Raw genomic sequence first — 11,918 nt, 5'->3', positions numbered from 1 at the left:
CCATGAACTATACAAACCCAACCAAACTGCAAGCCGCCATCCTCGACTGGGCCGGCACCGTGGTCGATTTCGGCTCCTTTGCCCCGACGCAGATTTTTGTCGAAGCCTTCGCCGAATTCGACGTCCAGGTTTCCATCGAAGAAGCCCGCGGCCCGATGGGCACGGGCAAGTGGGACCACATCCGCACCCTCTGCGATCAGCCGCAAGTGGCCGAACGTTATCGCGCCGTGTTCGGCCGCACCCCGACCGACGATGACGTCACCGCCATCTACAAACGCTTCATGCCCCTGCAAATCGAGAAAATCGCCGAGCACTCGGCGCTGATTCCGGGCGCGCTGGACACCATCGCCAACCTGCGCCAGCAAGGGATCAAGATCGGTTCCTGCTCCGGCTACCCGAAACAGGTCATGGACAAAGTGGTCGAACTAGCCGCCACTAACGGTTACGTTGCCGACCACGTGGTCGCCACCGACGAAGTGCCTAACGGTCGCCCATGGCCGGCCCAGGCGCTGGCCAACGTGATCGCCCTGGGCATTGATGATGTCGCAGCCTGCGTGAAGATTGACGACACCGTACCGGGCATTCTTGAAGGTCGTCGCGCCGGCATGTGGACCGTGGCGCTGATCTGCTCGGGCAACGCGCTGGGCCTGGACTACGAAGGTTACCGCGCCCTCGGCAGCGACCAACTGGACAGCGAACGCAAGCGCATCCACGGAATGTTCGAAGGCTCGCGCCCCCACTACATGATCGACACCATCACTGATTTGCCGGAAGTGATTGCTGATATCAACAAACGTCTGGCCAAGGGCGAGATGCCACAGACTGCATAAAACCGCCACTATAAAAACGCCGTAACCCGGAAAGGGTACGGCGTTTTTTTATAATCGAACTTTTATTAATGATGCTCTAATTTATAAACTAAGCATCCGATACGATACTGCCAGAGCGTAGTCTAACCGCTCGAATTCACTCCGCATTTATTTGATTACCGCTGGCATCAAAAATTGAGCCGTCCGCATACTTTACACGGCCATCGGGGTACTGCTCGGTGCCATCCTTCCAGACCAGGCGTCTATCCGGATATTCAATCGTTTCATCCGGCCATACGATGCGACCGTCCGGGTACTCTACCCTTCCGTCCGCGTGCTGGATAATGCCGTCCGGGCGTTTCACCGAATTTTTATCGGCATTGACCAGACTGCCATCGGGCAGGGAAGTCGTACCGTCACTGTTTCGAATGCTGCCGAGGGTGTTCAGCAGGTTAATGAAGGCTATCGGATCAATGTTGATGTTAAGGGTTGGCCACTGCAGCGGCGGCCGGACAGGCCCCACTGGCTTGGTCGGCGGGATCGGCGCCTTCCCGGGAGGCAAGGCAGGCTTGACCGGTGGTTTAACGGGTACGGTCGGTTTTACGGGTGGCTTGACGGGCACTGTCGGTTTGACCGGAGGTTTGACAGGTACGGTCGGTTTGACAGGCGGCTTTACGGGCACGGTGGGTTTGACGGGTGGTTTGGTTGTTGGTTTTGGTTTGGGGATCGGCGCTTTAGCCATCATCTTTTTTACAACGCCGGCATAGATCTTGTTATTACTTGTCATTTTCACACTCATAAAAATCCTTTTTAGCTGCTCGACAAATACTATGATTTTCGAGCTTTTCAGTTTGTCTCCCTGACAAACTTTACGCCTTCAAAATAACCAACTTCTTTGAGCGATGCAAAGTCCTCCCAAATACCAAATATAAACAACAAACAGTTACACCCCTCTCAAAACCAGCTCAGTACTGATTCTTAATTACTTACTTCCAACCGCCACATGGGTGAATTCAGGTGAACCCGGCAAACACTGATGCAATGTCTGCATATCACCGACGACATCTGATAAAAAATTGACTCAACTCAGGCAGAAAGAAAGTAAGGGGATTACAGTAAAAGCACACCGTCGAATTAGAACGGTGGCTCGACCTGACCTGTGAGGAACACCGTATGCCCTGGAAGAATTCCGACTCACGCTACAGCACCGTATCGATCACGCTGCATTGGTTGATGTTGGTTTTGCTGGCGCTGGTTTACGCCTGCATCGAATTTCGCGGGATCTTTCCAAAAGGCAGTGGCGGGCGGACGCTGATCACCGAATCGCACTTCATGCTGGGCTTGACGGTGTTTGTGCTGGTTTGGCTGCGTTTGTTTGCTCGCAGCTTGGGCCCGGCACCGCAAATCTTCCCGGCCTCGCCTCAGTGGCAGACCATATTGGCCAAACTGATGCACTGGGCGCTGTACATTTTCATGATTGCCATGCCGATTCTGGGCTGGCTGGTCACCAGCGCAAAAGGTCATCAAGTGATGTTCTACGGCTTCGACCTGCCGCTGCTGATCCCGGAAGACAAGGCGTTGGCCAAGCAGATCGAGGGCTGGCATGAACTCGGCGGCACCATTGGTTACTGGCTGATCGGTCTGCATGCCTTGGCGGGGATTTATCACCATTACGTGGTGCGCGATAACACCTTGCTGCGGATGATGCCCAAGCGCGGGTGATTTCCGTCGTTCACTGGAAACCCCGGCGGCCCTGCAAACCGCCGGTATGAATGAAGATCAGGCGCGTGCCGCTTGCGAATCTTCCCGCTTCTGCTTGCAGCTTGAGCGCCAACAGGGCTTTGCCGGTGTACAGCGGTTCGAGGGGAACGCCGCTGGCCTGTTCGGTCTGATCGATGAATTCGAGTAACAGCGGATCGACTTTGGCAAAGCCGCCACGACTGGCGTCGAAGCACTCATAAGCACGATCCGGCAAACCCGCTTCTTGCATAACTGATTCGACCTGCTGCGCAACGCCGTGATCGTCGGGCACCGCCAATGCGCCATATACCGGGTGCTCGCCCGCCTCGGCCAGCACCACACCGGCCAGGGTGGTCCCCGTTCCGCAGGCCAGCCACCAGCCGTCGTAGTCGCTCCAGCCCAGACCCTTCAGCTGCTCGCTGACCATTGCCCTCAACTGCACGCAGCCCTTGGCTCCCGGCAAACCGCCGCCCCCTTCCGGCACCGGATGCAGATCGGGATACTGCGCCTGCCATGGCAACCAGAAACCCGGCTCGTGCCGTGCTCGATAACCGCCATAACCCAGCCAATGCAACTGCATGCCGAATGCCTGCAAGTCTTTCACCGTCGGCGTTTCTTGCGGATGCCCGCGCAACAGGCCAACGGTGCGGAAATCAAAACGCTGACCCGCCGCGGCCAGTGCATGCAGATGATTGGAGTGGGCACCGCCCAGACTGATGATGCCTTTGGCACCGATCCGGTCAGCGGCTTTCAGGTGTTCGATGAGTTTGAACCACTTGTTGCCACTGATCAGTGGGTCGATCTGATCGAGGCGCAGGATCGCGACTTCGATGCCAGCGTTGGTCAGCCAATCGAGATGAAAGGGTTCGAGGGGGGCCAGGGGTAGCCAATCGGTTGGCGGGAGAAGCATCGATACCGGCTCCGGATGAGGAGCCGGCATCTTAACAGCCGTTGTGGAGATTGATCGTTCCCACGCTCTGCGTGGGAATGCAGCTCGGGACGCTCCGCGTCCCTAAAGCGGACGCGGAGCGTCCATTGAGGCATTCCCACGCAGAGCGTGGGAACGATCCACGTTAGAGTTCAGCCGCCAACCGCGACCCCTGGTCGATCGCGCGTTTGGCATCCAGCTCCGCTGCCACATCCGCGCCGCCAATCAAATGCACGTTCTGCCCGGCTGCCACCAGACCCTCGTGCAATTCGCGCAGCGGATCCTGCCCGGCGCAGATCACGATGTTGTCCACCGGCAGCAGCTGCGGCTCGCCGGTTTCGCCGATGCGAATGTGCAGCCCCTCGTCGTCGATTTTCAGGTACTCGACGCTGTTGAGCATCTGTACCTGCTTGTTTTTCAGACCGGTGCGGTGAATCCAGCCAGTGGTTTTACCCAGGCCATCGCCGACCTTGGATTTCTTGCGCTGCAACAGGAACACTTCACGCGCCGGTGCGTGCGGTTCAGCCTTGATGCCGGCGACACCGCCGCGCGCTTGCAGATGCGTATCGATGCCCCACTCCTTCCAGAACGCCTCGCGATCCAGGCTGGTGGCGACGCCCTGGTGAACCAGGAACTCAGAGACATCAAATCCGATACCACCGGCGCCGATCACCGCGACGCGCTTGCCCACCGGTTTGCGCTCCAGGATCACGTCCAGGTAGCTCAGCACCTTGGCGTTCTCGACACCCGGAATCGCCGGGGTTCTTGGCGCGATGCCGGTGGCGAGAATGATTTCGTCGTAACCGCCCTCAACCAGTTTCGCCACGTCGACACGGGTGTTCAGGCACACCTCAACATGGGTGGTCTGCAGTTTGCGGTTGAAGTAGCGCAGGGTTTCGAAGAACTCTTCCTTGCCCGGTACACGCTTGGCGATGTTGAACTGGCCGCCAATTTCGCTGGCCGAATCAAACAGTGTCACCTGATGACCACGCTCGGCGGCCACAGTCGCTGCGGACAGACCCGCAGGACCGGCACCGACCACCGCGATTTTCTTGATCTGCTGCACCGGCAGGTAATTGAGCTCGGTTTCGTGACAGGCGCGTGGGTTCACCAGGCAACTGGTCAACTTGCCGCCAAAGGTGTGGTCCAGGCAAGCCTGGTTGCAACCGATGCAGGTGTTGATTTCATCGCCACGGCCGGCCGCGGCCTTGTTGACGAAGTCCGGGTCGGCGAGGAACGGTCGCGCCATGGAAACCATGTCGGCATCGCCTTCGGCCAGAATCTGCTCGGCCACTTCCGGGGTATTGATCCGGTTGGTGGTGATCAGCGGAATGCTCACCGAGCCCCGCAGTTTGGCCGTAACTTTGCTGAACGCGCCGCGTGGCACTTTGGTGGCGATGGTCGGGATCCGCGCTTCGTGCCAGCCAATACCGGTGTTAATAATCGTCGCACCGGCCTGCTCGATGGCCTTGGCCAGCGTCACGATTTCTTCCCAGCTGCTGCCGCCTTCCACCAGATCGAGCATCGACAGGCGGAAGATAATGATGAAGTTCGGGCCTACCGCTTCGCGCACCCGACGGACGATTTCCACCGGCAGGCGCATGCGGTTTTCATAGCTGCCGCCCCAGCGGTCAGTACGGTGGTTGGTGTGGGCGGCGAGGAACTGGTTAATGAAATAACCTTCTGAGCCCATGATCTCGACACCGTCGTACTCGGCCTGTTGCGCCAGGGTCGAACAGGTGACGAAATCGCTGATCTGCTTCTCGATGCCTTCCTCGTCCAGCTCTTTTGGCTTGAACGGGTTGATCGGTGCCTGAATGGCGCTAGGCGCGACCTGTTTCGGGCTGTAGGCATAACGCCCGGCGTGAAGGATCTGCATGCAGATCTTGCCGCCCGCCTCATGCACCGCGCGGGTGACGATCCGGTGCTTGAGCGCTTCTTCCTCGGTGGTCAGTTTGGCTGCGCCAGAGTACACCCCGCCCTCGTCGTTCGGGCCGATACCGCCAGTGACCATCAGGCCGACGCCTCCACGGGCACGTTCGGCGAAGTACGCCGCCATGCGCTCGAAACCACCGGGCTTTTCCTCAAGACCGGTGTGCATCGAACCCATCAGGGTACGATTGCGCAACGTGGTAAAACCCAGGTCCAGCGGGGCCAACAGGTGCGGGTAATGAGCGGCGGCCATCGGTAACTCCACATCGAGCGATCACGGAAAAAGTGCAGGAGCTCTACGGCCCCCGTCAGTCATGTTGAACAGACTAAGAGTCGCACCGCTGTCACTCAATGACCGTAACTGACAACTTATTGATCCAAATGTGCAGCGCCCCTTGGCAAGCGCCGGTATGCGCCCTACCCTAGTCGCGAATCCTGCACACGGCCGTTGACTGTTTCCCCATGCGCAAACTTCTGTACCTGACCTTCTCCATGGCATTGATTGCCGCCCTTACGACCTACGCCATGTGGGCCGCGGACCGTCCGGTGGGTCATTACCTGTCGGACCTGCGCATCAACCTCGCGGTCGACCAAGGCACACCCGCCGATCGCGGCAACCTGCTGGGCATCCAGCCCGAGCTGTTTCCCACCGACTATCAAAGCCCCGAGCGCCTGCACCGCAAGCTGGCGGCTTATTTGCAAAAGGCCCAGGAGCAGGGCCTGCTGAATGAAAAAACCATCGTCGTCCTGCCCGAACATGTCGGCACCTGGTTGATGGTCAGCGGCGAGAAAGATGAGCTGTACCAGGCCGCCACGCTCAAGGAAGCCATGAACTGGCTGGCGGTCAGCAACCCGCTTAAGTTCCTCCGCGCACTGATCAGCGCCGAGGGCGACAAACGTCTGGACGACGCGCATCTGCGCATGAAGGCCAAAGGCATGGCCAAGGACTACCAGGCACTGTTTGGTGGACTGGCGAAAGAATTCCACGTGACGTTGGTGGCGGGTTCTATCGTGCTACCTGAGCCCAGCATCATCGACGGCACCCTGAAAATCGGCCGCGGCCCGTTGTACAACAGCAGCGTGGTATTCGGTCGCGATGGCTCGCCGATCGGCCAACCCCAGCGCCAGATGCACCCGATTTTCGATGAACATGAAGTCATTGCCGCCAATGGCGAGCATACGCTCAACGTCGTCGATACCCCGGCCGGACGCCTGGGCGTGCTGATCGGCAGCGACAGCTGGTATCCGGACAACTACCGCAAGCTCGACCGCCAGGGTGCGCAGTTCGTCGCAGTCCCGGCGTTTGTGCTCGGGCGCGGCACCTGGGACCAACCGTGGCGCGGTTACAAGGGGCTGTCGACGCCTGTCTCGGTCAGTCTCAAGGCCGGCGAACTCAGCGAAGGCCAAGCCTGGCATCGCCTGACACTCACCGCTCAACCGCCCAGCAGCCAGGCAATCGCCGGCATGAGCGTGTTCCTGCGCGGTCAGTTCTGGGATCAGGGCAGCGCCGGTCAAAGTTTTCTCAGCAGCAATGGGCAGCAGTTCGTCGACGGCAATGCCCGTGGCGCACGTTTGCTGAACCTCTGGTTGTAACCGATGAAACCGTTGCCGATGCGCCTCGGCGATCTGTCGGTGGGCTTTGTTCATAGCCTGGCCGACGCCGTGCGCAGCCATGGCGTGGATCCTCAGCCGCTGCTCGAACAATACGGCCTCGACGCCGCGCGCCTCAGCGAAGCGGGGGCTCGGCTCTCGATCCCGCGTTACATGCGCCTGGGCCACAGCGCCATTCAACTGACCGACAACCCGGCACTTGGTTTGCGCATGGGTCAGCTCAGTCGCCTGAGCCAGGTCGGCCTGGCCGGGGTCACGGCCGCTCAGGCACCAACGGTGCGAGAAGCCGCGCGATGCCTGATTCGCTTCGAAGCCTTATATGGCTCCAACTATCGCGGACAATCGAGTTTTCACGAAGACGCCCAAGGTGCATGGCTGCGGTTTTACTCCATCAGCCCCTACAACGCCTATAACCGCTTCGTGGTGGACTCGATCATCGCTGGCTGGTTGCAGCAATTGTCCAGCGTCAGCCCTGCCCCATTGCGGGCCGAACGTATCGAGATCGAGTTTGAAGAGCCGGATTACCGAACGGCGTATGAAGTGCTGGGCGACTGCCCGATCCAGTTTGGCTGCGAGCACAATCAACTGCGCTTGAGCCTTGCCAGCCTCGCCCAGCGCAACCCGGAACACTGCCCGAGCACCTGGCGACACTTGCTGCAACTGTGTGAGCGGGAACTGGAGCAACTGACACGAACCCGCAGCCTGCGTGAACGCATCACTCAGTTACTGGGGCCATTGCTCAATGGTGGCCGGGAACCCGACCTGGAAGAAGTGGCGGCACGCCTGAAACTGCCAACCTGGACCTTGCGCCGCAAACTCGCCGAGGAAGGCACGCAATTTCGCGCGATCCTCAATGACACGCGTCGCGACCTGGCCATGACCTACATCCGCGATACCGAACTGGCGTTCGGAGAAATCGCCTACCTGCTGGGCTTTGCCTCGGCCGAAGCCTTTCAACGGGCCTTCAAACGCTGGAGCGGTCAGACTCCCGGCGAGTTTCGCCGCAGTCATCGCCAATCCGCTTGACGCTTATAGCTCGGTAGCGTCTTCGGCCGGTTCCAGCGGGTCCAGTTCAAACGCCTGATACTCGAGCAACTCTTCTTGATACTCATCCATTTTGAATCTCCCACGGCTCGTTGAAAAAACGCCTGAATAAATGACCAGCGCCCCGAGCATAAAGTGCCCACGTGAAAGAAAAATGACGCAGGCACGCCGCCCAGCGGCTACTTAATAAAACGTAGCAGGCGGTCAGGAATTTATCACAGGATTTTTTCGATACAGGCTGTAGGACAACGGCCTGGTTGACGCGGATCAATTTAACAGCGCACTACGGGAGCGGATTTGTCTGAACCGGTCCCGCAGCGTCAGAGCACGATTACTGGCCTGAAACAGGAATGGCCGAAATAGGCTCGGTGGGTGGCGGCAGGCTTGATTCGGGCGGCGGAGTGACCGTTTCCGTGGTGGATGCCGGCTCGGCGTTGTCGGCCGGAGCAATCGGAGCAGCTTCAGGCGGCGGTGCCACAGGCTCAGAGGCTGCTGGAGCAGCTTCAGCAGGCGCCGGCGCGGGTTCTGCCGCAGGTGCCGGGGTCGGCGCTAACGGAGCCGGTGCGGCCTTGGCTTCAGGCACACCGAGATCAGGTTTCGGCTTTTCCTTGATGTGCGCGGCTTTTTTCGCTTCCGGCGGCAGGAACAATTCGACCAAGGTAAAGAAACGTTCGTAGAACTTGGGTGACGATACGGTTTCGCTGGCAACCTTGACCATCGAGTCGTCGGACGAACCGATCGGCATCGACACAGAACCCAGCACGCCCACACCAACGCTGGCGGAGTTGTTGGTCTTCTTCAGCGCATAACGATCCTGCAAGGCGTTGGCGAACATGGTCGCGTGGCGCCCCTCACTGCCGTCATCGGCACAGACCACACTGAAGCTGATCTCCATGTGGGTCTCGCCGGTCTGCTGGAAGCTTTTGTGTCCGCTGACCAGTTTCGGGTCCGAGCTGGTGATGATGTAGCCCTGGCTGAGCAACGCCCGACGGGCGGCTTCGCACGTCTGCGCATCAGTCACCGGGTAGCTGCGCGAAAACGTTCCGGAGTCGTCGAAGTTCTCATGCTCGTAGATAGGGGCTTTCTTCGACGAGCAACCGGCCGCGGCGGCCAGCACCAACGCCAGCCCTGCAACACGCATGGGAATTGATTTAAACATTGAACATCCTGAGGAAAACGGTCCGGGGCGTATTGTGCAACAGATCGATGCTTAGCGGAGTATCGATTAGTGTCTTAAAACAGTTACAAGTCTACTGACTGTCATTTACAGCAAAAAGTCGCACGGTAAATTATTCAGGCGACGGATAACCCGTGCTGCTTTCGTTTCACCCATAAAAAACCCCAGCCTTTCGGCCGGGGTCTTTGTGTAGCGCAAAACTCAGTCAGGCATCAGAAGCGTTTGATCTCAGCCTGGCTTTCCAGAAGTTTGCGGTAGGCCGCAAAGTCTTGCTGGCCAATGCGCGAAGCGAGGAAGCGACGGTATTGAGCCTTCTCTTCTTCGGTCGGCGCAGCCGCTTCGTTCACGCCGTCCAGACGCACAATCACCAGGCTGCCATCAGCCAGAGTCACGTTGCTGAAGGTCGGCTTGTCCTTGGCGACGGGCTTCGGCATGCGGAACAGTGCCTGCAGCACGGTTGGGTCAACCCCTTCCTGGCCACGAGTAGCGGCCTGGGTCACTTTCCAGCTCTGACCGTCGATCGCCTTGTCCCGCGGAGTCTTGCCTTCGCGCAGGCTGACAATCAGCTCTTCAGCCTTGGTCTTGGCGGCAGCACTGGCGTGCTCCTTGGTCAGTTGCACGCGAATACTGGCAGCGACGCTTTCCAGCGGCAGTTGCGCAGGCTTCAGGTGCTCCTTGGCGCGCAGCACGATCACGGTTTCCGGATCGAGCTCGATGGCGGTGCTGTTGGCACCCTCATCCAGCACTTCAGGACTGAACGCTGCAGTGATCACGGCACGGTTGGCCGCAACACCTTCGCCACCTTCACGGCCGAACGGTTTGGACGTATGCACAGTGAGCTTCAGGTCCTGCGCCGGCTGAGCCAGATCGGAGGCTTCGAACGACGAGTCTTCCAGTTGCTTGGTCGCCTCGACGAAACGCTGCTCGACCTGCTGGGTTTTCAGCTCACGGGTCAACTTGTCTTTCAGGCTGGCGAACGTCGGCACTTCAGGTGCCTCCACGCCCAACAGCTTGATCAGGTGGAAACCGAAGTCAGTACGGATCGGCGCCGAGACCTGATCCTTGGCCAGCGCATACAGCGCTGTTTCGAAGGCTGGATCGTAGACGCCAGGACCGGCATAGCCAAGGTCACCGCCGTTGCTCGCCGAACCAGGATCCTGGGAGAACTCCTTGGCCAGGGCTTCGAACTTCTCGCCTTTTGCCAGACGTGCCTGGATCTCTTCGATCTTGGCCTTGGCTTGCGCTTCGGTCACCTTGTCGTTCACTTCGATCAGAATGTGCGCGGCCCGACGTTGTTCCGACAGGTTCGCGATTTCTTTCTGATACGCCGCTTGCAAGTCTTCGTCCTTGACGCTGACCTGATCAAAGAAGGAAGCCTTCTTCAACTCCACGTAATCAATGACCACCTGATCCGGCGTCATGAATTCCTTGGCGTGTTCGTCGTAATAGGCTTTGACTTCATCGTCGGTCAGCTTCACCGCCGCCGGTTCAGCCTTGACGTTCAGCGAAGCGAAATCGCGGGTCTGTTTTTCCAGACGGGCGAATGCCAGAACCTGTGCGTCGGTAACGAAACCACTGCCTGCCAGGCCCGCGCGCAACTGACCGATCAGCATTTCCTGAGCCAGCATCTGGCGGAACTGCATGCGGCTGTAGCCGAGTTGGCGAATAACCTGGTCGAAACGCTCTGGGCTGAACTTGCCATCAACCTGGAATTCAGGCGTTTGCAGGATCACCTGGTCCAAAGCAGTTTCGGAAAAAGCGAACTTCGAGTTTTCTGCGCCTTGCAGCAGCAGCTTGCGATCGATCAGGCCTTTGAGGGCCGATTCGCGCAGCATTTTTTCGTCGAGCAAGGAAGCATCGAAATCCTTGCCCAGCTGTTGCATGAGCTGACGGCGTTGCATATCGACCGCCTGGCTCAGCTCGTTCTGGCTGATTTCTTCACCATTGACCTTGGCCGCATCCTGGCTGTTGGTCGTCGCCTGAAAAATGGCCTCGATACCGGTGAAAGCCATCAGTACAACGATGATCCCGATAATGGTCTTGGCAATCCAGCCTTGTGAATTGTCCCTGATATTCTGCAGCATGCGTCCCCCAGAAACGGTTGAACTTCAAAATTAGGCAACCGTGGAGCGTGGGTAGAATCCGGATAGAAGAAAGGCGCATCCGAGGATGCGCCTTCTCGTAACTGGCGGAGCGGACCGATGACTCGAACGTGCGAGCCTCGGCGTCTCGGATCGGCGACTCGCCGACTGGACTACCGCTCCGCTGCCAGGTCAGGCATGACCCCGACCCGGATAGGCAAAAACCTGAATCGAACTTAGTTGACAGCTTCTTTCAGTGCTTTACCGGCTTTGAAACCTGGTTTTTTGGCTGCTGCGATTTCCAGCGTCTTACCGGTCTGTGGGTTACGACCAATGCGAGCTGGACGATCGGTTACGGAGAAAGTACCGAAACCAACCAGAACAACAGAGTCGCCAGCCTTGAGAGCGCCAGTGACGGATTCGATTACAGCGTCCAGCGCACGGCCAGCAGCAGCTTTCGGGATATCAGCGGATGCAGCGATAGCATCAATCAGTTCCGACTTGTTCACTCTAAGTCCCCTTATATCTATTTGAGTATGATTCTAAGTTTTTTGGTGAAAGCAAAAACGAGTGCTGAATGGCCTACAGACACTTAA

General features: G+C 58.5%; 10 protein-coding genes. 4 read left to right on the top strand and 6 right to left on the bottom strand.

What is annotated here, in order from left to right:
* The first annotated feature begins 2 nt into the window (after window positions 1-2).
* Window positions 3-830 carry a phosphonoacetaldehyde hydrolase gene (gene phnX / locus ACQ4OB_RS20725; RefSeq protein WP_430956354.1) on the top strand — a complete coding sequence of 276 codons (828 nt, stop codon included), beginning with the start codon at window positions 3-5 and terminating at the stop codon, window positions 828-830.
* Between the two features lie 136 nt (window positions 831-966).
* On the opposite strand, the gene ACQ4OB_RS20720 is transcribed toward phnX, so the two are convergent.
* Entirely contained in the window at window positions 967-1,608 is a 642-nt protein-coding gene (locus tag ACQ4OB_RS20720; protein ID WP_430956353.1) for a hypothetical protein, read from the bottom strand.
* Window positions 1,609-1,982: 374 nt separating this feature from the next.
* On the opposite strand from ACQ4OB_RS20720, the gene ACQ4OB_RS20715 reads away from it, so the two are divergent.
* Window positions 1,983-2,531 carry a cytochrome b gene (locus tag ACQ4OB_RS20715; protein WP_074878436.1) on the top strand — a complete coding sequence of 183 codons (549 nt, stop codon included), beginning with the start codon at window positions 1,983-1,985 and terminating at the stop codon, window positions 2,529-2,531.
* Between the two features lie 10 nt (window positions 2,532-2,541).
* Here ACQ4OB_RS20715 and ACQ4OB_RS20710 read toward each other — a convergent pair whose 3' ends face one another.
* The gene (locus tag ACQ4OB_RS20710; protein ID WP_430956352.1) at window positions 2,542-3,459 is read right to left on the bottom strand and encodes a 1-aminocyclopropane-1-carboxylate deaminase/D-cysteine desulfhydrase; all 918 of its coding nucleotides are present in this window, start codon (window positions 3,457-3,459) and stop codon (window positions 2,542-2,544) included.
* Window positions 3,460-3,622: 163 nt separating this feature from the next.
* Entirely contained in the window at window positions 3,623-5,662 is a 2,040-nt protein-coding gene (locus ACQ4OB_RS20705) for an FAD-dependent oxidoreductase (RefSeq protein ID WP_430956351.1), read from the bottom strand.
* Between the two features lie 209 nt (window positions 5,663-5,871).
* On the opposite strand from ACQ4OB_RS20705, the gene ACQ4OB_RS20700 reads away from it, so the two are divergent.
* Together ACQ4OB_RS20700 and ACQ4OB_RS20695 are read left to right on the top strand one after the other, a co-directional pair.
* Window positions 5,872-7,002 carry a nitrilase-related carbon-nitrogen hydrolase gene (locus ACQ4OB_RS20700; RefSeq protein WP_430956350.1) on the top strand — a complete coding sequence of 377 codons (1,131 nt, stop codon included), beginning with the start codon at window positions 5,872-5,874 and terminating at the stop codon, window positions 7,000-7,002.
* Between the two features lie 3 nt (window positions 7,003-7,005).
* Window positions 7,006-8,046 carry an AraC family transcriptional regulator gene (locus ACQ4OB_RS20695; RefSeq protein ID WP_430956349.1) on the top strand — a complete coding sequence of 347 codons (1,041 nt, stop codon included), beginning with the start codon at window positions 7,006-7,008 and terminating at the stop codon, window positions 8,044-8,046.
* A 349-nt stretch (window positions 8,047-8,395) separates the two neighbouring features.
* On the opposite strand, the gene ACQ4OB_RS20690 is transcribed toward ACQ4OB_RS20695, so the two are convergent.
* From ACQ4OB_RS20690 to ACQ4OB_RS20680, 3 genes are all read right to left on the bottom strand, one after another.
* Window positions 8,396-9,223, bottom strand: a complete 828-nt coding sequence (locus tag ACQ4OB_RS20690; RefSeq protein WP_430956348.1) for a DUF2242 domain-containing protein — start codon at window positions 9,221-9,223, stop codon at window positions 8,396-8,398.
* Between the two features lie 230 nt (window positions 9,224-9,453).
* The gene (locus ACQ4OB_RS20685; RefSeq protein WP_430956347.1) at window positions 9,454-11,325 is read right to left on the bottom strand and encodes a SurA N-terminal domain-containing protein; all 1,872 of its coding nucleotides are present in this window, start codon (window positions 11,323-11,325) and stop codon (window positions 9,454-9,456) included.
* A 233-nt stretch (window positions 11,326-11,558) separates the two neighbouring features.
* The gene (locus ACQ4OB_RS20680; protein WP_002552737.1) at window positions 11,559-11,831 is read right to left on the bottom strand and encodes an HU family DNA-binding protein; all 273 of its coding nucleotides are present in this window, start codon (window positions 11,829-11,831) and stop codon (window positions 11,559-11,561) included.
* Window positions 11,832-11,918: the final 87 nt, after the last annotated feature.

The organism is Pseudomonas sp. ES4 (assembly GCF_050586665.1).
Lineage (GTDB): Bacteria > Pseudomonadota > Gammaproteobacteria > Pseudomonadales > Pseudomonadaceae > Aquipseudomonas > Aquipseudomonas frederiksbergensis.
Note: the sequence above shows the minus strand (reverse complement) of the source record. Positions and strands in the feature narration are given on the sequence as shown.

Excerpts from the sequence above, each read along its gene's own strand:
- phnX (WP_430956354.1), top strand. The coding sequence starts at position 3 with ATGAACTATACAAACCCAACCAAACTGCAAGCCGCCATCCTCGACTGG.
- ACQ4OB_RS20720 (WP_430956353.1), bottom strand. The coding sequence starts at position 1,608 with ATGAGTGTGAAAATGACAAGTAATAACAAGATCTATGCCGGCGTTGTA.
- ACQ4OB_RS20715 (WP_074878436.1), top strand. The coding sequence starts at position 1,983 with ATGCCCTGGAAGAATTCCGACTCACGCTACAGCACCGTATCGATCACG.
- ACQ4OB_RS20710 (WP_430956352.1), bottom strand. The coding sequence starts at position 3,459 with ATGCTTCTCCCGCCAACCGATTGGCTACCCCTGGCCCCCCTCGAACCC.
- ACQ4OB_RS20705 (WP_430956351.1), bottom strand. The coding sequence starts at position 5,662 with ATGGCCGCCGCTCATTACCCGCACCTGTTGGCCCCGCTGGACCTGGGT.
- ACQ4OB_RS20700 (WP_430956350.1), top strand. The coding sequence starts at position 5,872 with ATGCGCAAACTTCTGTACCTGACCTTCTCCATGGCATTGATTGCCGCC.
- ACQ4OB_RS20695 (WP_430956349.1), top strand. The coding sequence starts at position 7,006 with ATGAAACCGTTGCCGATGCGCCTCGGCGATCTGTCGGTGGGCTTTGTT.
- ACQ4OB_RS20690 (WP_430956348.1), bottom strand. The coding sequence starts at position 9,223 with ATGTTTAAATCAATTCCCATGCGTGTTGCAGGGCTGGCGTTGGTGCTG.
- ACQ4OB_RS20685 (WP_430956347.1), bottom strand. The coding sequence starts at position 11,325 with ATGCTGCAGAATATCAGGGACAATTCACAAGGCTGGATTGCCAAGACC.